This window comes from Halopenitus salinus (assembly GCF_055397165.1).
On sequence record NZ_AP043853.1, the window covers coordinates 1,389,453 to 1,410,348 of the forward strand.

Below are 20,896 nucleotides of genomic sequence, written 5' to 3' on the forward strand. Positions count from 1 at the left end.
CGAACGAGGAAAACGACCGCGAGAAACCCTCAAAGCGACGGTTGTGAGGGTTACACACACCCACCAGTTCAATCGGGACACCGGTAGCGATCCGGGTCAGACAGATCAAGGAAATAGCCGAAGAGACGGACGGAAGAGCACTCAAAAACGATGCAGAGAAGCTCCAAACGGACGGCAGCGATCGGTTATTCGTTCGCCGTGTACTCCCGATCGTAGCCGAACGGAGAGTACGCTTCGCCGCCGCCATTGTAGAACTTACCAAAGAACTCGACGTACTCGAGACGAACGCTCTGGATGCCAGCGGACGTGATTCCGAGCAACAGAACTACGATATGGCCCACGACCGCGATGAGGACTCCGGCGATCAGTGCGACCACGCCGATCGCACTCGGCTCGAACGCGGTCGTCATTCCTGCGAAGATGATGTCGTACGACTCGGGGTTCGATTGGACATACGCGAGGTACTCCGGCGTGAAGATGAAGTGGAAGTACCCGTCGTTGTCCATATACGCGCCGAACGCAAGCAGATTCACCGCGAGCGCCATCCCGGCCTTCGCGAGCAGGACGGCCATAATCCGGGCGTACGAGACGACGTTGACGAGGGGTTCGAGAACCTCAGCGATCTCAGTCGGTTGGCCGATCGCGAGCAGGAGGAAGCCGAGGACGGCAAGCGCGATCCCGAGGTATCCAACGGCAACCGGGAGCCCGGAGAACGACACCATCCCCAGCGTCAGCACTCCCACGGAATCGAAGAGGAACCCCGGCTTCGGCCCCTGAACGTGCTGGCTGAAGATCCACAGCCAGGTCCCATTGAGCAGCAGCAGCCACGAGCCGCTCTCGTAGAGCGCGTGCTTCAGGTCGTGGATCTGGAAGTTCTTCACAAACGAGAGCACGTAGCCGACGTTGAGGTGCACGATTCCGAACAGCACAGACAGCACCAAGTACGCCAGCGCCCAGTGGGAATCGCCGGGGCTCAGCCCCTTCGCGACCGGCCAGTGTTCGAAGAACAGCTGGTACCCGTGGTAACCGAACACGTCGATCCCGTAGTAGAGCCCGAACAGAACCGTGAAGAGTCCAGACCAAATCGCGATTGCGCCGAGTTCGCGAAGCGTATCATCGAATCGGCGGTACATAAACGCTCCAATGCCGACGTACAGGATCCCGTACCCGACGTCCCCGATCATGAAGCCGAACATGAGCGGGAAGGTGAGGAAGACGAGGAGCGTCGGGTCGAACTCCGAGTACTGCGGCCGGCCGAAGCTCTTGACGAGCAGCTCGAAGGGGCCGGCCACGTCGCCGTTGTTCTGGACGACCGGCGGGGTCTCGTTGCTCGCCTCGTGGCCGCCGTCGGTGGCGGCCTCGTGGCCCTCGGCGTCGACGGCCGCGTTGTGGTGGCCGTTCGGGGTGAACTCCGCGCGTTCGAGCTCCTCGACGTCGGCGTGGTCGCCGACGGTCTCCTCGATGGCGGCCGCGAACTCGTCGTACGTCGAGGTCGGGATCCAGCCCTCGGCGACGAAGGCGTTCTCCGTCGTCGCGAACGAGAGCGGTGCCTGTTTCTTTTCGGCCTCGATGGTGAGCTGTTCTTCCGCACGCAACAGGAACCCGGCGGCGTCCTGTTTGACCGACTCCAGCTCCGATTCGACGGTCTCGAGTTCGGACTCCAGCTCGGCGCGTTCGGACTCCAGCTCGCTTACGTACTCCGCAGGGCTGGCGTCGGCGTCGGGCACCTCGAGCAGGGCGATGTCGACTCCGACGAGGGCGTCCTGTAACACGCCCTCCTCGGCGTCATCGGCCGGATACGCGAAGGCCGCGACGACGCCATTGCCGGAGAAGACCTCGTATTCGCGAACGCCCGCGGCCTCCGCGAGCGCGTCCTCGACGGCGTCGGCCTTGGCCTCGCCGACGACGACCTCGAGGGAGTCGTACCCGCGCAGGAGGTCGAGTTCGATCCCGAGGTCGGCGAACGGTTCGATGCGGTCGATCTCGTCGTCGATCTCGCGGATCCGGTCGCGCAGATCGTCGCGCTCGTCGGTGAGATCGTTGACGCGCTCGCGGACGGTCTCGAGTTCGGCCTCGAGCTCCTCGTCGTCGAGAACGCCCGTCGGTCCCGCGTCGCCGTCGTCGACCTCGAGGATGCTCTCGAGGGAACGCACGGTGACGAGCCGCTCGTTGACGTCCTCCGCGCCCTCGAGGGACGAGCCGGGGTCGAACCCCTGGAAGTCGCCCTCGTAGTCGGTGACGTGAAGCGAGTGGTGCTCGTAGGCCGTCTCGATGACCTCGTCGATGACGCGTTTCGAACCCGTCACCGACACCTTGCTCATCCGCTCAGGCCTGAGCATTCACCGCCTCCTCGAACCGATCGATGGCGTATTCGACCGCCTCGTCGATGCGATCCCGTGCGTCGGACTCGAGCGCCTCGCGGTCGGCGCGGCCCTCCGCGATGATCTCCTCGCGCCGGGACTCGATCTCCTCGCGGGCGGACTCGAGCCGCTCTTCCGCCTCCGCCGCGGCCTCCTCCTCGGCGGTGGCGCGGATCTCCTCGGCCCGCTTTCGGGCCTCCGCGAGGGTCTCCTCGGCGTCGGCTTCCGCCTCGGCGACGATGTCGTCCGCCTCGCGTTCGGCCTCCGTCACTCGTTCGAGCACCTCTGGTCTCGGCATACTCACTAATCGTTGGAGAATCCCACAGCGACGTATAAGGTGTTTGCGAAAGTCGACGGAACGACCACGACGGGCGCGGACGTCGACGAGCCGGATCGAGGGAGCACGAGGACGAAATCGGTCGATCCTCGCGTACCTTTAAGTGGTCGCTGGCGGTCCAACGAGGTATGACAACGGTCTATGCGATCGCTTCGGCAAAGGGGGGCGTCGGGAAGACGACGACGACCGCGGCGCTTTCGACCCACCTGGCGGACGCCGGCGAGGACGTCGTCGCCGTCGACGCCGACATCGGGATGGCGAACCTCGCCGGCGCGCTCGGGATCGACGTCGGCGAGACCACGATCCACGACGTTCTCGCCGGGCGGGCGGAGCCCGAGGACGCAGTCCACGAGGGGCCGAACGGCCTGTCCGTCCTGCCGGGCGAGACGGATCTCGACGCCTACGCGGAGGCGGATCCCGCCGGCCTGCGGGACGTGATCGCGGCCTTCGAGGACGCCGATTTCCTGTTGATCGACGCGGGCGCCGGTCTCTCACACGACTCCGCGCTGCCGCTCGGGCTCGCCGACGAGACGCTGCTCGTCTCGACGACGGGGACCGAGGCCCTGCGCGATACGCGAAAGACGGGCGAGCTGGCCGAACGTCTCGGCGGGACGGTCGCCGGCGCGGCGATCACTCGAGTCGACCCCGACGACCCGCCGTCGGACGACGGGAGGATCGCGGAGCTGATCGGCGAACCCATCCTGGGACGGATTCCCGAGGACGCGGCCGTTCCGGACGCGGTCGAGGCCGGCGAGCCGCTCTCGACGTTCGCCCCGACCGCGCCCGCCACCCGCGCCTATCGATCGCTCGCGAGCGAACTGACCGGGGTGGATGTTCCGGAGGTGGACCCCGACGTGCTGGAGGCGGACGAAGAGCCGGGGTCGACGGAGGATGAGGGGGACGAAGGAAAAGCGGAAGCGGAGGACGACGACTCGGAAGCGAAAGCGGCAGACGACGGATCGGAGGCCGAAGCTGACTCGCCGGCCGCCGATCCCGAGAACGGATCGACCGCCCACGTCGAGATGACGAGCGGGGATCTGAGCGACAGGGCGGAGGAGGGAGAGAGCGCCGAGGAGACGGGCGATCCGGACCCGGGCGTACCGCCGATCGACGAGGCCGAGCCCGACGGGAGCGAGGAGGCGAACGACGACGAGAACGACGAGAGCACCGAAGGTTCGGACGACACGGGCGAATCCGACGACATGGACGACATGCCGAACGACGGGTCGGGGGAAGTCGAAAGCGTACCCTTCCAGACGGCCGGCGGGGACGAGAAGTCCGACGACGAAGTCGGCGTCGATGAGGATGACGATGGATCCGAAAGTGAGGATGTATCGGAAGATAGCGACGGCGGAGCGGAGGACGACGACGGAGCGGAGGACGAGTCGACGGGGACCGAACCGAAAGCGGAGCCGGAGGACGGAACGGAAGGGGACGACGAGACGGAAACGACGACCGGGGGCGGCGACGAAACGGACACGGCGTCCGAGAGGGACGAATCCGACGGCGGTGAAGACGACGAATCCGACGACGGGAACGAGCGTAAGGGGTTCTTCAGCCGACTGTTGGGGCGGTGACGCCGGGGGGTGTCGGAAGGGCGGTGTTGTTGCGGTTCGATCCCGCTCGCGCGTCGGTGACCTAACGGAGGGAGCGGACGGTCACATCGACTCGGGCGCTTCGACGCCGAGGACCGAAAGCGCGTTCGCGACCGCGTGCTTCGAGGCGCAAACGAGCGCGAGCCGGGCGTGGCGCAGCTCATCGGTCTCGGCCGAGAGGACGGGACACTCGCGGTAAAAGGAGTTGTAGGCGTCGGCGAGCTCGCGGGTGTAAGTGGCGACGACGTGGGGTTTGAGGTCGCTCGCGGACTCCTCGATCACGGCGGGGAATCGGGCGATCTCACGGAGGAGGGTTCGGGCCTCGTCGGTCTCGAGGGCGGCGGCGTCGAAGGACTCGTCGCCCGTCGGTGACGGAACCGAAACGCCCTCGGCGTCCGCCTCCTCGAGGATGCCACAACAGCGCGCGTGGACGTACTGGACGTACGGAGCGGACTGGGCCTCGAAGTCGAGCGCGCGGTCCCACTCGAAGGTGATCGCCTTCGCGGGCTGTTTCGAGACGACGTCGTATCGGACGGCGCCGATGCCGACCTGGTGGGCGATGCGTTCGACGTCCTCCTCGGTGAGGTCGTCGTCGCGGATGCGGTCGTCGAGGCGGGTCTCGACCTCCTCGCGGGCGCGGTCGATCGCCTCGTCAAGGAGGTCGTCGAGCATCACGCCGGTACCGCGGCGCGTCGACATCTTGCCCTCGGGCAGGTTGACGTACGAGTAGATGACGTTCTCGAGCCGGGAGACGTCGTTTCCGAGGATCTCGAGGGTCGCGTTGAGCTGGTTGGCCTGGAGCTTGTGGTCCTCGCCGAGGACCGTGACCGCCCGGTCGTAGTTCTCAAACTTCCACTCGTGGTGGGCCAGATCCCGGGTCGTATAAAGCGAGGTGCCGTCCGAGCGGAGGAAGACGAGGTTCTTGTCGATCCCCCACTCGTCGAGCTCCAGCTGCCAGGCGTCCTCCTCGTAGACGGCGTGGTCGCTTTCGCGGAGGCGTTCAGCGATCTCGTCGGTCGATCCGTCGCGCATGAACCGCGTCTCCTTGACGAACTCGTCGAAGTCGGCGGGCAGGCGCGCGAGACACTCCTTCATCCCCGAGAGGACCTGGTCGACGACGGTCCCGACGCGCTCGTAGGTCTCCTCGTCGCCCGCCTCGAGCCCCTGGAGGATCGACTGGATCTCGGCTTCGGCCGCCTCCACGTCCTCGGGGTCGGCCTCCTCGAGGTAGCTGTTGCCCTTGCGGTAGTACCGCACGAGATCGTACTCGATGCGGTCGCGAGCCGGAGGATCCTCGAGGTCGTCCTCGTCGAACGTCTCGAAGGCCCAGGTGAACACGGCCATCTGGCGGCCGGCGTCGTTGACGTAGTAGTGACGCTCGACGTCGTAGCCGGCCAGCTCGAGGACGTTCGCGACCGCGTCCCCGACGATCGGGTTCCGGGCGCGCCCGACGTGGACCGGCCCGGTCGGGTTCGCGCTCGTGTGCTCGACGACCACGGACGTGTCGCGGTCCTCGAGCGCGCCGTACTCCTCGTCGACTCCCGCAGCGAGGGTGTCGTGCAGGTACGCGTCCGTCGTCTCGAAGTTGAGATACGGGCCGGCGACGGCGACGTCGGCCAGATACTCGAAGTCGCCGTCGTCGATCGTCGCCTCGACGGCGGCCGCGAGCTCCTCGGCCACCTGGGGCGGAGCGGCACCGAGCTCGCCCGCGAGTCGGAAGGACGCGCTGGAGGCCAGGGTCGCGTCCATCTCCTCGGGCGGCTCCTCGACGCCGAGATCGTCGGTCGGGAGGTCCAGGCTCGCCAGCGCGTCGGCGAGCGCGGTCTCGACCTCCGACCGGAACTGTCGGAACATGCCCGCCCGTTCAGGGGCCGTCTAAAAGGCCCTTGCGAAGCGACACGTCGGTGGGGTCGGCCGGCGTGCGACCGACGCGTCTTTGTAGGGCGCGGCGGTGGATCGAACACGGACGGTTCACGATCACGGTCCGAATCCCGATCTCGATACGCACCGTCACGATTTCGTGACGTATTCCGTATTCGTTATGCTTTTACGCGAACGGGTCGAATCCGTCGTGTATGTCAGAGACGGCGCCCCCGGACGCGCGGACGGGACCCGACGAGCTCGCGGCGCTCAAGGCGGTCGCGCTCGCCGGCGGGCTGCACGAGACGAAGGTGTCGTGTGCGGCCCTCGGCGAGGACCTCGACGCGTCGGCACAGACGGCCTCCAGGCGGCTCCAGCGGCTCGAGGAGGCCGGGCTGATCGACCGCGAGGTCGTCGGCGACGGCCAGTGGGTCTCAGTTACGGAGGCCGGGGAGTCGCGGCTCCGCGGCGAGTACGCGGACTACCGGCGCCTCTTCGAGGAGGAGAGCGACCTCACGCTCGCGGGCGTCGTCACGAGCGGGATGGGCGAGGGACGACACTACATCACCCTCGAGGGATACATGGAACAGTTCCGAACCCGGCTCGGGTACGAGCCCTTCCCCGGAACCCTCAACGTCGAACTCGAGGAGGCCAGCGTTCGACGACGCGGCGAACTCGTCGGGATCGAGGCGATCGACATCGACGAGTGGGCGGACGAGGACCGCACCTACGGCGCGGCCACCTGTTACGGCGTCACCGTGATCACCGAGTCGAACGCTGACGGCGACGAGGCCAACGACGCCGACGCCAACGACGCTGACGCCGACGACGCCGCCGAGCGCGAGTACGGCGGCGCACACGTGATCGTCCCGGATCGCACCCACCACGACGACTCGCAACTCGAGGTGATCGCGCCCGTGAAGCTGCGGGACGAGCTGGACCTGGTCGACGGCGAGACGGTCCGGCTCCGCGTCGAGCCGACGAGCCGCGCGGACGAGCGGGCGCCGGAGGCCGATCGCTGATGCGCGTGGATCCGGATGCGGACGTCGAGCCGGCGCTCGAGGCCTTCCGATCCGGGGGGCCGATCTGCGTCCACGACTTCGCGGACAGGGAGGGAGAGACCGACATGATCTATCCGGCGACCGCGGTCACCCCGGCGGCCGTCTCGCGGATGCGAAACGACGCCGGCGGGCTGGTCTGTGTGGCGGTCGGCCACCGGGTCGCCGAGGCGTTCGAGCTGCCGTTTCTCGCCGACGCGCTCGATCACCCCGCGATCGACGACGACCCCGCATACGACGACCGGTCGTCGTTCTCGCTTCCGGTGAACCACCACGAGACGTTCACGGGGATCACGGACGTCGACCGGGCGCGCACGATCACGGAACTCGGCAACGCGGCGGCGGCCGTCGACCGCGATCCCGACGCCTACACCGCCGAGGACTTCGCGGCCGAGTTCCACACTCCCGGACACGTCCACCTTCTCCGGGGCGCCGCCGAGGGGTTGCGCGAGCGGACCGGCCACACGGAGTTCGGGCTCGCGCTGGCCGAGGCGACCGACATGCCGCCGGCCGCCGTCGTCTGCGAGATGCTCGACGACGAGAGCGGCGCGGCGCTTTCGCCCGCCGACGCGAGGGCGTACGCGGAGCGACAGGGGATCCCGTACGTGGAGGGCGAGACGTTGGTGGACGCGCTCGCGTGAATCAGGTGGGGTCGAAGCGGCCCACACGAGCGGAAGCCGGAGGGGCCGAAGCGGCCGTCGCGTCCGGACGCGAATTCCCCCTGATTTATGACCGGCGGCGACGACCGGGGAGGTATGAGCTTCGAGGAGATGGACGTCGACACCATCTGGAAGAACGGCGAGTTCGTCGATTGGGAGGACGCGACGACCCACGTCCTCACCCACGCGCTCCACTACGGGACGGGCGTCTTCGAGGGCGTGCGGTGTTACGACACGGAGAACGGCCCGGCGATCTTCCGGTGGGATGAACACCTCGATCGACTCTTCGACTCGGCGAAGCTGTACGATCTCGACATCGACCACTCGCGCGAGGAGTTGACCGAGGCGACCATGGACCTCCTGCGGCGCCAGGACCTCGAGAGCGGCTACATTCGACCGATCGCCTACTACGGCTATCACTCGCTCGGCGTCTCGCCGAAGGACTGTCCGACGGACGTCGCGATCGCGGCCTGGCCGTGGGGCACCTACCTCGGAGAGGAGGCGCTCAACGAGGGCGTCGACGTGATGGTCTCCTCCTGGCGGAAACACGCCTCCTCGCAGATCCCGACGAACGTGAAGACGACCGGGCTGTACGTCAACTCCATGCTGGCCGGCGAGGAGGCCCGCCGGAACGGCTACGTGGAGGCGATCGTCTTGAACAAGGAGGGCAACGTCGCGGAGGGCCCCGGCGAGAACGTCTTCCTCGTCGAGGACGGCGAGATCTACACCACCGGACGCGCCCAGTCGATCCTCGAGGGGATCACCCGGGACACCGTCATCACGCTGGCGCGCGAGCGGGGCTACACGGTCCACGACGAGGCCGTGCTGTCGCGGGGACAGCTGTACACCGCCGACGAGCTCTTCTTCACCGGGTCGGCCGCCGAGGTGACGCCGATCCGGTCGGTCGACGACACCGAGATCGGCGCCGGCACTCGCGGCCCCGTGACCGAGGAGCTCCAGCAGGCGTTCTTCGATCTCGTCGAGCGCCAGACCGACGAGCACGACGACTGGTTCACGTATCTCTAGGCGCGATCGGTCACTCCGTGTTGGCGCGATCGCCGTCAGCGGCGTCCTCACGGCCGCCACCGCGAGCGCTCCCTTGACCGTCGCCACGAGCGTCCCCTTGATCCCCACCGCGGGCGTCCTCTCGACCGTCACCACGAGCGTCTCCCCGATCGACGGCGTCGGCGATCGACTCCTCCTCGACGGGGACCTGGTGGGCCGATTCGGCGAACCCGGCGGAGAGGACCCGAGTCATGGCCTCCTCGACGCTCTCGCCCGTCTCGGTGACGCGTTCGGGTTCGACCTCGATGACGAATCCCGTGGTGATGTTCGGCGCCGTCGGCATGAACAACACGAGCCGGCCGTCCCGGGTCTTCTTGCCGGTCTTGAACGCGGTCATCCGGATCCCCTGCCAGGTCTCGAGGTGGACCGGTTTCTGTAGGTCGTCCGTCCCCGAGAGGGCGGTCTCGACGGCGAGCTTCGAGGCGTTGTAGACGACCCGCAACGCGGGCAGGTGGTTGATCGCGTCGTCGAGTCTGGCCTCGAGAAACCGGCCGAGGGTGGTCCGCATGAAGTAGCCGACCGCGAGGACGAGCGTGGTGAAAAGCGCGAGGGCGATGAGCACGCGGTAAAGCGGGAGGGCGGGCGCCACGAGCCACTCGGGCTCCAGGGTGTCGATGAGCGGAAGCGCGACGATGTGGCGATAGATCCATCCGACGACGAGAAGCAGGACGATGAGCGGGACGAGAACGATGAGCCCGCTCGCGAAGTCGCGTTTCCACGTTGACATCCGATGTGGGAACATGCGGCGGCCGCGCTTAAAAGGTTACAGACCCGCCGGGAGGGCGGACGACGCAGCTCGTCCGGAGCGTCCCGCGCCCGGTCCGCCGGGAGCCTCACCGTCCCAGGATCGCCCGGATCGCGAAGGTCGCGTTTGCCCGACGTTCGCGAACGCGGCGCCAGAAGTAGTCGGCCCATCGGGTCCCGTAGGGGGCGTACTGGGCGACGTCGACGCCCTGCTCCGCGAGATCGCGTTGGGCGTCCTCGCGAACGCCCATCAGCATCTGGATCTGGTAGTCGGTTCCATGCTCGTCCGCGAGCCGACGCGCGAGCCCGATCATCGCCGGATCGTGGGTGCCCACGGCGACGCCGCGATCGCGGTTCGAGAGGAGGAACTCGACGTCCCGCCGATACGCCTCGTCGACGCGCTCGCGGTCGACGTAGGCGATCGACGACGGCTCGTCGTAGGCGCCCTTGACGATCCGGATCCGACCGGGGACCGCGAGGAGGGCCTCCAGATCCGCTCGCGTGCGTTTCAGGTTCGACTGGAGACACTGGCCGACCGACCAGGGGTATTCCGCCGCGATCTCCCGGAAGGCGTCGAGGGTGTCGTCGGTCGTCGCGGACCCCTCCATGTCACACCACACGAAGACGTCCCGGTCGCTGGCGTATTCGACGACGGACCGGAGGGTCTCGACGTAGCGGTCCGCCGAGAGGTCGAGGCCGACCTGGGTGGGCTTGATCGACAGGCACGCGTCGAGTCCCCGACGGTCGATGGCGTCGGCGAGCGAGCGATAGGCGGCGGCGTCGGATTCGACGTCCTCGGGAGTCGTATGGTGCTCCCCGAGCCGGTTGAGGATGACGGAGATGCCCTCGTCGTTCACGCCGCGAGCGTGCGAGAGGGCGGAAGCCGAGGTATCGCCGGCGACGAATCGGCGCGCGATCGGCGGGATCATTCGATCGAGTATCCGGGGGCGAACGCCATCAGCGTTGTCCCCGAACCCGAGGGACGACAACACCACAGGAGCTAACACGGCCACCCCCGTCGGGCCGGTATGGTCGGATCACTCGTCGCGACCGCCCTGTGGGCCATGCTGCCGGCGTACGTCCCGAACAACGTCGCGGTGTTGGCCGGCGGCGGACGGCCGATCGACGGCGGGCGAACGTGGAACGAAAAGCGGGTGCTCGGCGACGGCAAGACCTGGCGGGGGACCGCCGCGGGCACCGTCGCCGGCGTCCTGCTCGCGGTGGGGCTGAACGCGATCAACGGCCCCGCGTCGTCGGCGATCGGCGTCGAGCTGCCGACCTTCCCCTATCACGCCGCGTTCGCGCTCGCGTTCGGCGCGATGTGTGGCGACATCGCGGCGTCGTTCCTCAAACGGCGGTCGGGCCGCGAGCGCGGGGCGTCGTTTCCCGGGCTCGATCAGCTCGATTTCGTCGTCGTCGCGCTGCTTTTCGCGTGCCTCGTCGCGCCCGGCTGGTTCGGCGAGTGGTTCACGCTTCCCGCCATCGCGGTCGTGCTCGTGATCACGCCGGTATTGCACGTCGTCACGAACGTGATCGCGTTCGCGATCGGCGCGAAGAACGAGCCGTGGTGAACTCGAGGAACGAACTGTGGGGAACCTGAAGGGCGAGCCCTGGTGACGTCGATTCCGACGGGTCGATCCCTCGCTCCTACGGCGTGGCGATCCCTCTCCTCTACGGCGTGGCGATCCCTCTCCCCTACGGCGAGACGTCGTACAGCTCGCCGTACTTCGACTCGACGTAGTCCGTAAACGCCGCCGCCGAGAGCGGCTCGCCGGTCGCACGGCGCACGAGTTCGTCGGTCTCGTAGCGTGCGCCGTGTCGGTGGACGTTCTCGTGGAGCCACTCGTGGAGGGCCTCGAAGTCGCCGGCGGCGACGCGCGCGTCGAGATCCGGACCCTCACCGGCGTCGATCTCGGCCTCGGCCGCCGCGTACAGCTGGGCGGCCATCACGGATCCGAGCGAGTAGGTCGGGAAGTAGCCGAAGTTGCCGTGGCTCCAGTGGACGTCCTGGAGACAGCCCTCGGCGTCGTTTTCGGGGCGGATGCCGAGGTACTCCTCGTAGCCCTCGTTCCACCGTTCGGGGACGTCCGCGACGTCGAGGTCGCCCCGAACGAGGTCGCGTTCGATCTCGAAGCGGACGAGGACGTGCAGGTGGTAGGTGAGCTCGTCGGCCTCGACGCGGATGCGGTTGTCCGGGTGGACCTGGTTGACCGCCTCGTAGGCGTCCTCGACGGTCGCGTCCGACGCGTCCGGGAAGTGCTCGCGGAACGTCGGCAGGAACCGCTCCCAGAAGGCGCGACTGCGGCCGACGTGATTCTCGAAGAGCCGCGACTGGGACTCGTGGACCGAGAGGTCCCGGGAGTCCCCGAGCGGCGTCCCGAAGTGCTCCCGTGGAAGCCCGTGGGTGTACCGCGCGTGACCGAACTCGTGGATCGTCGATCCGACCGCGGAGAGCGGGTCCGACTCGTCGAACCGGGTCGTGATCCGGCAGTCGAACTGGTTGCCCGCGGTGAAGGGATGTGCGGAGACGTCGAGGCGGCCTCGTTCGAAGTCGTATCCGAGGAGATCGAGCGCCTCCCGCGCGAGGTCCTCCTGGCGTTCCTCCGGAAAGGTCCCCTCGAAGGTGTCGACCGCGAGGTCGACGTCCGACTCCCGAATGGCGTCGATCAGCGGGACGAGCGTCCCGCGAAGCTCCTCGAGGATCGCCTCCGCCCGCTCGATCGGGAGACACGGCTCGTACGCCTCGAAGAGCACGGCGTAGGGATCCCGGTCGGGATCGACGTGTTCGGCGTACTCGCGTTTGAGCTCGACGAGACGCTCGAGGTGGGGCGCGAAGGCGTCGAAGTCGTCGTCGGCCCGCGCGCGTTCCCAGACGGAGAGCGCCTCCGAGGAGGCTTCCGAGATCTCCTCGACGAGATCGCGCGGCACCGCGTCAGCGCGCTCGTACGGTCGCCGGATCTCGCGGACGACCGCGGCCTGCTCCGCGGAGAGGGTCTCGCCGCGATCGTCGCTCCGGTCGGCGGCGTGGTCACCGCTCCGCTCGTCGATCTCCTCAAGGAGGTCACCCGTCTCCTCGGCGGTGAGGAGGTCGTGCTCGAGCGAGGAGAGCGCGGAGAGCTGTTTCGACCGGGCGGGCGTGCCGCCCTCGGGCATCATCACCTGTTGGTCCCACGAGAGCACGCCGGAGGCGCTCGAGACGGCGTTCCACCGGCGACAGCGGTCGAGCAGCGCGTCGTAGGCGTCCTCGAGGCTCCGATCGGAGCCGGGATCGTCGGGGCGTTCGTCCGAGTCGGCCGGGGTGGCCGGGTCCGTGTCCATGCGCGACGTACCACGCCGAGGCTAAAGAACGCCGTGGCTCCGGCGACGGCTCCGGGAAGCGCGGCCCTGGAGAGAGCGGCCCCGAGGAGTGCGCACCCGGGGATCACGGGGGTTCTCCGCCGTGCCCGTCACGCACGTGCGCCGCGAACTCGCGCTCGGCGAGCGTGCGGTAGAGCCGTCGACACCGTTCGAGGACCGGGATCGAGACGCTCTCATCGTCCGTGTGTGCCTCCCCGGGCTCGGCGGGACCACAGACCACGCAGGCGGTCCCCGCGGCCGCCAGCCAGCCCGCGTCGGTCGCGTGTGGTTTGGTGACGCGTTCGGGCGTGCCGACGTCGGAGGAACCGGTCGAACCGCCGGCGGAGGAGGTCGCTTCCCGCTCGTGGGCCGCTCGGGCGGCGGCGACCGCGGCATCGGCGAAGGGCTCGCTCGAGCACGCCATCGGCGGGAGGTCCCCGTCGACCGTCCACTCGACGCCGTCCATCGCCTCGACGCGCTCGAGACGGGCGCGCTCGTCCGGGACGGTCCGCTCGTCGACGGTGACGGTACAGCGGTCCGGAACCACGTTCATCGCCGTTCCGCCCTCGATCTCGGTGACCGCGAGCGAGCCGGAGAGGGGCGTTCCGAGAACCGTGGTCTCGGGGACGGAGAGGTCGCGAACGACGTCCACGGCGTCGCAGGCGCGGTAGACGGCGTTCACTCCGGCGCCGGACTCGGAGGCGTGTGCGGACTCGCCGGAGGCGACGATCGTCGATCCCCGGCGACCCCGGTGGGCCACCGCGACGTCCGTGACGGTGGCCGACGGTCGATCGTCGGGCGCCGAGTAGCCGGTCGACCCCTCGGCGACGACGGCGAACTCCGGAGCGAACCCGCGGTCGATCGCGGCCCTGGCGCCGATGCCGCCCTGCTCCTCGCCGACGAAGGAGGCGAACACGAACTCGAGATCGGGCGGGAGGTCGGCGTCCCGAAACGCCAGCAGACAGGCGGCGACCGCACCCTTCATGTCCGCGGTCCCCCGCCCGTGGAGCCGGCCGTCGCGCTCCTCGAGGACGTACCCGCCGTCGTCGGTGAGCTGTCGGTCCGCCGGAGGGACGACGTCGTGATGGCCGACGAGGGCAAGGGCTGTCGACCCACTAGGGTTCCGTCGAGCGATCACGTTGCCGTCGGGGTCGCGCTCGACCGCGGCATCCGTCTCGGAGCGGAGCCACGACTCGATCGCGTCGCCCGCGGCGGTCTCGTCCTCGTGGCTCGGGATCGTGACGAGCCGCCGCGTGAGATCACGGAGTTCGCGCTCGCTCATGGTGACGTCTGGCGTCGTCCTCCGGTAAAAACGCGAGGGTCGATGTGGGCGTTGGGCGCGAGGGATCGAGCGGGCGTCGCCGGGAGGGTGGAAGCGGGCGCCCGTCCCCGAGCATGTCGGTCGATCGGGGACGATCCGCGGTCGAACACGCTTATACGCGTCCCGACCCCAGGTCGCGTATGAACGTTGTACCGGACACCAGTTCGGTCATCGACGGCCGCGTGTCCGAGCGCGTCGAGGACGGGTCCTACGAGGGGGCGACGGTCCTCGTGCCGGAGGCGGTCGTCGGCGAGCTGGAGGCGCAGGCCAACGACGGCCACGACGCCGGCTGGGACGGCCTCTCCGAGCTCCAGCGGCTCGCCGAGTTCGCCGACGCGGGGACGATCGAGTTGACCTACGTCGGCCGGCGGCCGGAGCCGGCCGAGAAGGGGGCCGCGAGCGAGGGCGACATCGACGCGATCATCCGCGACGTCGCCGAGGATCACGACGCCACCCTCCTGACGAGCGACGTCGTGCAGTCGGAGGTGGCCCGCGCGAAGGGGATCGCCGTCGAGTACGTCGAGCCGGTGACCCGCGGCGTGGTCGAGGAGCTGCCGATAGCCGACTACTTCACGGAGGAGACGATGTCGGTCCACCTGAAGGCGGGGACGAAGCCGAAGGCCAAACGCGGCACCCTCGGCGAGATGCGCTATGAGGTGATCGAAGAGGAGGTAACGAGCGACGAGCGGATGAACGAGTGGGCGACCGCCATCGTCAACCTCGCGCGGGGATCGAACGAGGGCTTCGTCGAACTCTCCGACGAGGGGATGGACATCGTCCAGTACCGCAACTACCGGATCGCCGTCGCGCGGCCGCCGTTCGCGGACGGGATCGAGATCACGGCGGTCCGGCCCATCGCGAAGACGACCCTCGACGACTACGAGTCGGCGGACGAACTCCGCGAGCGCTTCCTGGAGTCGAAGCGCGGCGTCCTGATCTCGGGGTCACCCGGGGCCGGCAAGTCGACGTTCGCGCAGGCGGTCGCGGAGTTCCTCAACGACAACGACTACGCGGTCAAGACGATGGAGAAGCCGCGGGACCTGCAGGTCGGCCCGGAGATCACCCAGTACGGCGCTCTCGGCGGGGACATGGCGAACACCGCCGACTCGCTGCTTCTCGTCCGGCCGGACTACACGATCTACGACGAGGTCAGAAAGACCGCGGACTTCGAGGTGTTCTCGGACATGCGGATGGCCGGCGTCGGCATGGTCGGCGTGGTCCACGCCTCGCGGGCGATCGATGCGCTCCAGCGGCTCGTCGGCCGCGTCGAGCTCGGGATGATCCCACAGATCGTCGACACCGTGGTCTACATCGAGGCCGGCGAGGTCCACACGGTCTACGACGTCGACACGGAGGTGAAGGTCCCCGAGGGACTCACCGCCGAGGACCTCGCGCGACCGGTCATCCGGGTCCGCGACTTCGAGACGGGCCGTGCCGACTACGAGATCTACACGTTCAACCGCCAGGTCGTGACGGTCCCGATCGGCGACGACGACGGCGAGCGCGAAAGCGGCGTCTCGCGGATCGCGAAAAAGGAGATCGAACGCGAGATCCGCTCCGTCGCGCGCGGACACGTCGACGTGGAGCTGCAGGGACGCGAGACGGCGATCGTCTACGTCGAGGAGGACGACATCTCCTACGTCATCGGCAAGGGCGGCGGACGGATCTCGGACATCGAGGACCGCCTCGGGATCGACATCGACGTCCGGACCCACTCCGAGCGGCCCGACCGCTCGGGCGGATCGGACGGTGGCGCCAACGGGAGCGGAACCACGAGCACGGCGGGGTCCGTCCCCACGAACGGCGGCGATCGCGGGACGGTCGTCGAGCCCGAGATCACCTCCAGACACGTCGTCATCCCGGTCGAAGAACAGGTCGGCGAGACCGTCGAGGTGCGGGCGGGCGACGACTACCTCTTCACCGCGACCGTCGGACGGGGCGGCGAGGTGCAGGTGTCCCGCGGGTCGGCGATCGCCGAGGAGCTCGAGGACGCGATCGACCGCAAGCGACCGATCTCGGTGGTTCCGGCCAGGGGATGAGCGGTCGGAACGAATCCGAATGACGTCGTAGATGAGTTCGACGATCGTCGTTACGAAACCCTCCCAAACGACAACGCTTTTTTTCGGGTGGATGGAAGGCTTCCCATATGTCAAACGAGCTGAAGCGGGGTTTGGAGGGCGTTCTCGTCGCCGAATCCGATCTGAGCTACATCGACGGGAGCGTCGGAAAGCTCGTCTACCGCGGATACGCGATCGAGGACCTGGCACGGGAGGCGAGCTACGAGGAGGTGCTGTACCTGCTGTGGCACGGCGAGTTGCCGACCCGCGAGGAGCTCACGGAGTTCGAGGCGCGGCTGGCGGAGGAGCGTCACGTCGACGACGACGTACTCGAGACCATAGCGGTCCTCGCCGAGGCCGACGAGGAGCCGATGGCCGCGCTCCGAACCGCGGTGTCGATGCTTTCGGCCTATGAACCGGAGCCCGACGCCGACCCCGAGGACCTCGACGCGACCCTTCGACAGGGTCGTCGGATCACGGCGAAGATCCCGACGATCCTCGCCGCCTTCGATCGGGTCCGTCAGGGCGAAGAGCCGATCGAACCCGACGAGTCGCTGAGTTACGCGGGGAACTTCCTGTACATGCTGACCGGCGTCGAGCCGGACGCGGTCGCGGAGGAGACCTTCGACATGGCGTTGACGCTGCACGCCGACCACGGGCTCAACGCCTCGACGTTCACGGCGATGGTGATCGGTTCGACGATGGCCGACATCTACTCCGCGGTGACCGGCGGGATCGGCGCGCTGTCGGGATCGCTTCACGGCGGCGCCAACGAGGACGTCATGCGGACGCTTCGCGAGGTCGACGCCTCGAGCAAGGACCCGCTGCAGTGGGCCAAGGACGCCCGCGAGGAGGGGCGGCGCATCCCGGGATTCGGCCACCGGGTCTACGAGGTGAAGGATCCGCGCGCCGTCATCCTCGAGGAGAAGCTGCGCGACCTCTCGGCCTCGAACGGCGACGACACGTGGCTCGAGTACACGACCACGATCGAGTCGTACCTCGAGGACGAGGGGCTCACGGAGAAGGGGATCGCGCCGAACGTCGACTTCTACTCGGGGTCCGTCTACGACCACCTCGGGATCCCGATGGACATGTTCACGCCCATCTTCGCGATGGCGCGCGCCGGCGGCTGGATCGCCCACGTGCTCGAGTATCAGGAGGACAACCGCCTGATCCGGCCCCGAGCGCGCTACACGGGCCCCCAGGACGCGGAGTTCGTCCCGATCGACGAGCGGTGAGAACGCCCCTCCGAGACGCGCGGGGAGGGGCATCCCTCGAGGGGTGCCGATCGCGTACCGTCGAGGGGATCATCTATCGGACGTTAGACGACCGCCGATCGGACGTTAGACGACCGCCGATCGAACGTTAAAGGAACGGCCGGAAGTAGTACGGGCTCAAGAACCCCTCGATCAGCCCCGCGAGGAACAGGAGGATCCCGACGCCGACGAGAACTCGGATCGCGTAGACGAGATCCTCCGCGAGCGACTCCCGTGATGCGCGCCCGCGCCAGGTGCGCCAGCCCGAGCGGGCGAGGTGGAGCCCGAGCGCGCCGGAGACGATCAGGGCAGGGATCTCGAGGACGCCGTGCGGGAGGACGAACGCGAGGAGCGCCGGGAGCTCCACCTCCAGCCGGAAGATGATGCCGAAGGCGAACCCGTTGAACCAGATCGCGACGATCGAGGGGACTCCGAGGGCGACGCCGGCCAGAGCCGTCCCGAGCGCGACCGTCAGGTTGTTCGCGAAGAACTCGAGGGCCGCGACCGGCGGCACGTGGCCCGAGAGCCGATCGAGAATGGATGCGGTCACGACGCCCGCGAGCGGTTCGGCGGCGTTCCAGCCGGTCGCGAACCCCGCGACGCCGACGAGGAGCACGAGGGCGTGGAGTCCGGGAGCCGCCCGGACGAATCCGAGCACCTCCGAGAGTCCGTTTCGAACTCCCCCGCGGACCGCGACGAGGGGCGGATCGGACCGGGTCGAGCTATCGACGGGTGAGTTCGGATCGGGGAAGCCGACGACGCCACGCCACCGGCCGAGGAGACCGGTCTTGATCAGGTCGAGTCCGGGCGCGAGCACGAGCAGGCTGGCGAGCCCGACGACGCTCGGGGCGCCGACGAACGAGGCGACCCCGGCGGCCGACGCCAGGAGGAACAGAGACGCGACGGCGAGGGCGTAGTAGCCGAGCGCCTCCGCGGGGTTCGCCCCAATGAACGCCATTGCGCCGGCCACGCCGTCCAGTGGACCGACGTCGTCGACGACGACGGAGACGGGCGCGAACGCGAGAACCGCCCGGGTCGCGAGCAGGAGGACGGTCCAGACGAGAAACGCGACCAGACCGACGAGCACGGCGAGGATCGGGTGGACGACGGCCGCGACGGCGATCGCGACCCCGGCAACGAGCGTCACCGCGATCCAGACGGCGAACTCCAGAAGGGAGAGAACGAGGATCGAGAGCCAGTGGGATCGGACGCCACCGATCCCCGCGAGGGTCGCGCGTTCGTCACGTAATCGGGCGAGACAGACCGCGTACTGCCCCGCGGCGACGCCGGCGTGTAGGAGGACGGTTACGGCAAGCGCGAGGACGATCGTGACGGCGAGGAGCACGGCCACGACGGGATCGAAGAGCGGCTCGAGAACGGCACCGACCTCGCTCGCCCACCGTCCGAAGGCTTCGGGCTCCGTCTCCGGGTCGGGCATCGCGGGGAGATCGCGATCGGCGAGCGCGGATCGAACCCGCTCGGTCCGGCCGGTGAAGGAGAGGTACGCGTAGATCGCGGCGAATCCGACGAACGAGACGGTCCTCGCGATGACGGGGATCGCGGCCGCGAGGACGTAGAACGGGAGGAGGTCGGCGGGTCGGCGTCGGGCGGCGAGGACCGCGTCCCGGAGGGCGGCTGACAGGTCCATGCCGATTGATCGAGCGATGATCACATAAAGCACGGCGGCGGGCCATCCGACGGAGGAAGACGACGGGATCCGGCCGGGAGATCGATCGGACATCCGTCAGACGGCGACGGATCGGTCGACGCAGTCATGCGGTTACACTTTCACTCCGCCAGCCGCAGCTTTTTATGACCGGACGTGCTGGATTCAGGTGCACGTCACACGCGTGCATTCCCCCTTTCCCCATTTCCTCGAGACGTCGAGCCGCGCTGCCCGCCGCGCGTACCGGGTCGCGTCGTCCCCGAGACGCGGCGACCGCGAAGGAGAACCCGACGAACGCCCTGGAGACGGAGCGACGCGAGCGGAACCGAAACGATTAGCCGCCGGAGCGGCGAGGAACGCGTATGGTGTCGCTTTCGGACGTCGAGGCCGCCCGGGGACGGATCGAGTCGGTCGTCCGGCGGACGCCGCTCGAGCGGTCCCGGACGTTCTCGGAGATGACGGGCGCCGACGTCCACCTCAAACTGGAGAACTTCCAGCGCACGGGCGCGTTCAAGATCCGCGGCGCGATGAACCGGATCGCGACGCTCACCCCCGAGGAGCGGGAGGCAGGCGTGGTGACAGCGAGCGCCGGCAACCACGCGCAGGGCGTGGCGCTGGCGGCGACCCGCGCGGGCGTCGACTCGACCATCGTGATGCCGAAGCACGCGCCGGTCTCGAAGGTGAAGGCCACCCGCGGGTACGGCGGTCGAGTCGTCCTGGAGGGGATCGACTACGAGGAGGCGCAGGCGCACGCCCACGAGATCGAACGGAACGAGGGGCGGACCTACGTCCACGCGTTCGACGACGAGGCGGTGATGGCCGGGCAGGGGACGATCGGCTTGGAGATCGTCGAGGACCGCCCGGACGTGGAGACGGTCGTGGTTCCGATCGGCGGCGGCGGACTCATCGCGGGGATCGCCACGGCGATCAAAACGCAGTTGGAGGACGTCCGCGTCGTCGGCGTGCAGGCGGAGGGAGCGGACTCGGCGGCCCGATCGCTGGAGCTCGGTCGCGTCGAGACGATAGACAGCGTCGACACGATCGCGGACGGGATCGCGACCCGATCGATCGGCGAGCGGACCTTCGAGGTGATCGAAGAGCGCGTCGACGAGGTCGTGACGGTCTCCGATCGGGAGATCGCCCACGCGCTCACGCTGCTCCTCGAACGGTCGAAGACGCTCGTCGAGGGGGCGGGCGCGGTGCCGCTCGCGGCGGTGCTCTCGGAGGCCTTCGAGTACGGGGACGACGAGACGATCGTGGCGGCGCTTTGTGGCGGCAACATCGACATGAACCGGCTGACGACCGTGATCATGCGCGGGCTCATCGAGATGGGCCGGTACCTGAAGGTGAAGATGGCGCTCAAGGACCGCCCGGGCGAGCTCGAGTCCATCGCACACATCGTGGCCGACCACGGCGCGAACGTCTACGCGGTTCACCACGACCGGACCTCGCGGGACGTCGCCGTCAACGCCGCGGAGCTGGAAGTCGAGATGGAAACGCACGACGACGCACACGCGGCGGAGATCGTTGCGAGCCTCGAGGACCACGGCTACGAGGTCGAGATCCTCGCGTGAGCGGGGAC

16 protein-coding genes are annotated in these 20,896 nt (G+C 68.4%); 8 read left to right on the plus strand and 8 right to left on the minus strand.

Annotated features, from left to right (window positions below; all coding sequences use genetic code 11):
* Window positions 1-185: 185 nt before the first annotated feature.
* Together ACZ5YD_RS08810 and ahaH are read right to left on the minus strand one after the other, a co-directional pair.
* Window positions 186-2,339, minus strand: a complete 2,154-nt coding sequence (locus ACZ5YD_RS08810) for a V-type ATP synthase subunit I (RefSeq protein ID WP_379742504.1) — start codon at window positions 2,337-2,339, stop codon at window positions 186-188.
* Window positions 2,326-2,658: an ATP synthase archaeal subunit H gene (gene ahaH, locus ACZ5YD_RS08815; RefSeq protein ID WP_379742507.1), complete on the minus strand. Its 333-nt coding sequence runs from the start codon at window positions 2,656-2,658 to the stop codon at window positions 2,326-2,328. The genes ACZ5YD_RS08810 and ahaH overlap by 14 nt, the downstream gene beginning before the upstream one ends.
* A 167-nt stretch (window positions 2,659-2,825) precedes the next feature.
* On the opposite strand from ahaH, the gene ACZ5YD_RS08820 reads away from it, so the two are divergent.
* The gene (locus ACZ5YD_RS08820; protein WP_379742510.1) at window positions 2,826-4,274 is read left to right on the plus strand and encodes a nucleotide-binding protein; all 1,449 of its coding nucleotides are present in this window, start codon (window positions 2,826-2,828) and stop codon (window positions 4,272-4,274) included.
* Between the two features lie 81 nt (window positions 4,275-4,355).
* On the opposite strand, the gene argS is transcribed toward ACZ5YD_RS08820, so the two are convergent.
* A complete protein-coding gene (gene argS / locus ACZ5YD_RS08825; protein WP_379742513.1) occupies window positions 4,356-6,146 on the minus strand; it encodes an arginine--tRNA ligase in 1,791 nt (596 codons plus the stop codon).
* A gap of 221 nt (window positions 6,147-6,367) precedes the next feature.
* Between argS and ACZ5YD_RS08830 the strand changes: the two genes are divergently transcribed.
* The 3 genes from ACZ5YD_RS08830 to ACZ5YD_RS08840 all read left to right on the plus strand — a co-directional run bounded on the left by ACZ5YD_RS08830 (window position 6,368) and on the right by ACZ5YD_RS08840 (window position 8,895).
* The gene (locus tag ACZ5YD_RS08830; RefSeq protein ID WP_379742516.1) at window positions 6,368-7,174 is read left to right on the plus strand and encodes a DUF120 domain-containing protein; all 807 of its coding nucleotides are present in this window, start codon (window positions 6,368-6,370) and stop codon (window positions 7,172-7,174) included.
* The gene (gene ribB / locus ACZ5YD_RS08835) at window positions 7,174-7,851 is read left to right on the plus strand and encodes a 3,4-dihydroxy-2-butanone-4-phosphate synthase (RefSeq protein WP_379742520.1); all 678 of its coding nucleotides are present in this window, start codon (window positions 7,174-7,176) and stop codon (window positions 7,849-7,851) included. Before ACZ5YD_RS08830 ends, ribB begins: the two co-directional genes overlap by 1 nt.
* A 114-nt stretch (window positions 7,852-7,965) precedes the next feature.
* A complete protein-coding gene (locus ACZ5YD_RS08840; protein ID WP_379742523.1) occupies window positions 7,966-8,895 on the plus strand; it encodes a branched-chain amino acid transaminase in 930 nt (309 codons plus the stop codon).
* 10 nt (window positions 8,896-8,905) lie between these two features.
* Here the strand turns inward: ACZ5YD_RS08840 and ACZ5YD_RS08845 are convergent, their stop codons facing one another.
* Both ACZ5YD_RS08845 and ACZ5YD_RS08850 read right to left on the minus strand, forming a co-directional pair.
* Window positions 8,906-9,661 (minus strand): DUF502 domain-containing protein, encoded by a 756-nt coding sequence (locus ACZ5YD_RS08845; protein WP_379742526.1) that lies wholly within the window; start codon window positions 9,659-9,661, stop codon window positions 8,906-8,908.
* Window positions 9,662-9,767: 106 nt separating this feature from the next.
* Window positions 9,768-10,607 carry a proline dehydrogenase family protein gene (locus ACZ5YD_RS08850; protein ID WP_379742529.1) on the minus strand — a complete coding sequence of 280 codons (840 nt, stop codon included), beginning with the start codon at window positions 10,605-10,607 and terminating at the stop codon, window positions 9,768-9,770.
* Between the two features lie 99 nt (window positions 10,608-10,706).
* Between ACZ5YD_RS08850 and ACZ5YD_RS08855 the strand changes: the two genes are divergently transcribed.
* The gene (locus ACZ5YD_RS08855; RefSeq protein WP_379742532.1) at window positions 10,707-11,249 is read left to right on the plus strand and encodes a CDP-2,3-bis-(O-geranylgeranyl)-sn-glycerol synthase; all 543 of its coding nucleotides are present in this window, start codon (window positions 10,707-10,709) and stop codon (window positions 11,247-11,249) included.
* 124 nt (window positions 11,250-11,373) lie between these two features.
* Here ACZ5YD_RS08855 and ACZ5YD_RS08860 read toward each other — a convergent pair whose 3' ends face one another.
* Together ACZ5YD_RS08860 and ACZ5YD_RS08865 are read right to left on the minus strand one after the other, a co-directional pair.
* Complete coding sequence (locus tag ACZ5YD_RS08860; protein WP_379742535.1) at window positions 11,374-12,996, minus strand: carboxypeptidase M32; 1,623 nt, start codon at window positions 12,994-12,996, stop codon at window positions 11,374-11,376.
* Window positions 12,997-13,099: 103 nt separating this feature from the next.
* Window positions 13,100-14,296 carry a M20 family metallopeptidase gene (locus tag ACZ5YD_RS08865; RefSeq protein WP_379742538.1) on the minus strand — a complete coding sequence of 399 codons (1,197 nt, stop codon included), beginning with the start codon at window positions 14,294-14,296 and terminating at the stop codon, window positions 13,100-13,102.
* 179 nt (window positions 14,297-14,475) lie between these two features.
* Here ACZ5YD_RS08865 and ACZ5YD_RS08870 point away from each other — a divergent pair, with 179 nt between their 5' ends.
* Together ACZ5YD_RS08870 and citZ are read left to right on the plus strand one after the other, a co-directional pair.
* Window positions 14,476-16,374 (plus strand): PINc/VapC family ATPase, encoded by a 1,899-nt coding sequence (locus ACZ5YD_RS08870; protein WP_379742541.1) that lies wholly within the window; start codon window positions 14,476-14,478, stop codon window positions 16,372-16,374.
* A 107-nt stretch (window positions 16,375-16,481) separates the two neighbouring features.
* The gene (gene citZ, locus ACZ5YD_RS08875; RefSeq protein ID WP_379742544.1) at window positions 16,482-17,630 is read left to right on the plus strand and encodes a citrate synthase; all 1,149 of its coding nucleotides are present in this window, start codon (window positions 16,482-16,484) and stop codon (window positions 17,628-17,630) included.
* Window positions 17,631-17,757: 127 nt separating this feature from the next.
* Here the strand turns inward: citZ and ACZ5YD_RS08880 are convergent, their stop codons facing one another.
* Window positions 17,758-19,296 (minus strand): stage II sporulation protein M, encoded by a 1,539-nt coding sequence (locus ACZ5YD_RS08880; RefSeq protein WP_379742547.1) that lies wholly within the window; start codon window positions 19,294-19,296, stop codon window positions 17,758-17,760.
* 380 nt (window positions 19,297-19,676) lie between these two features.
* Between ACZ5YD_RS08880 and ilvA the strand changes: the two genes are divergently transcribed.
* Window positions 19,677-20,888 carry a threonine ammonia-lyase gene (gene ilvA, locus ACZ5YD_RS08885; protein WP_379742550.1) on the plus strand — a complete coding sequence of 404 codons (1,212 nt, stop codon included), beginning with the start codon at window positions 19,677-19,679 and terminating at the stop codon, window positions 20,886-20,888.
* Window positions 20,889-20,896: the final 8 nt, after the last annotated feature.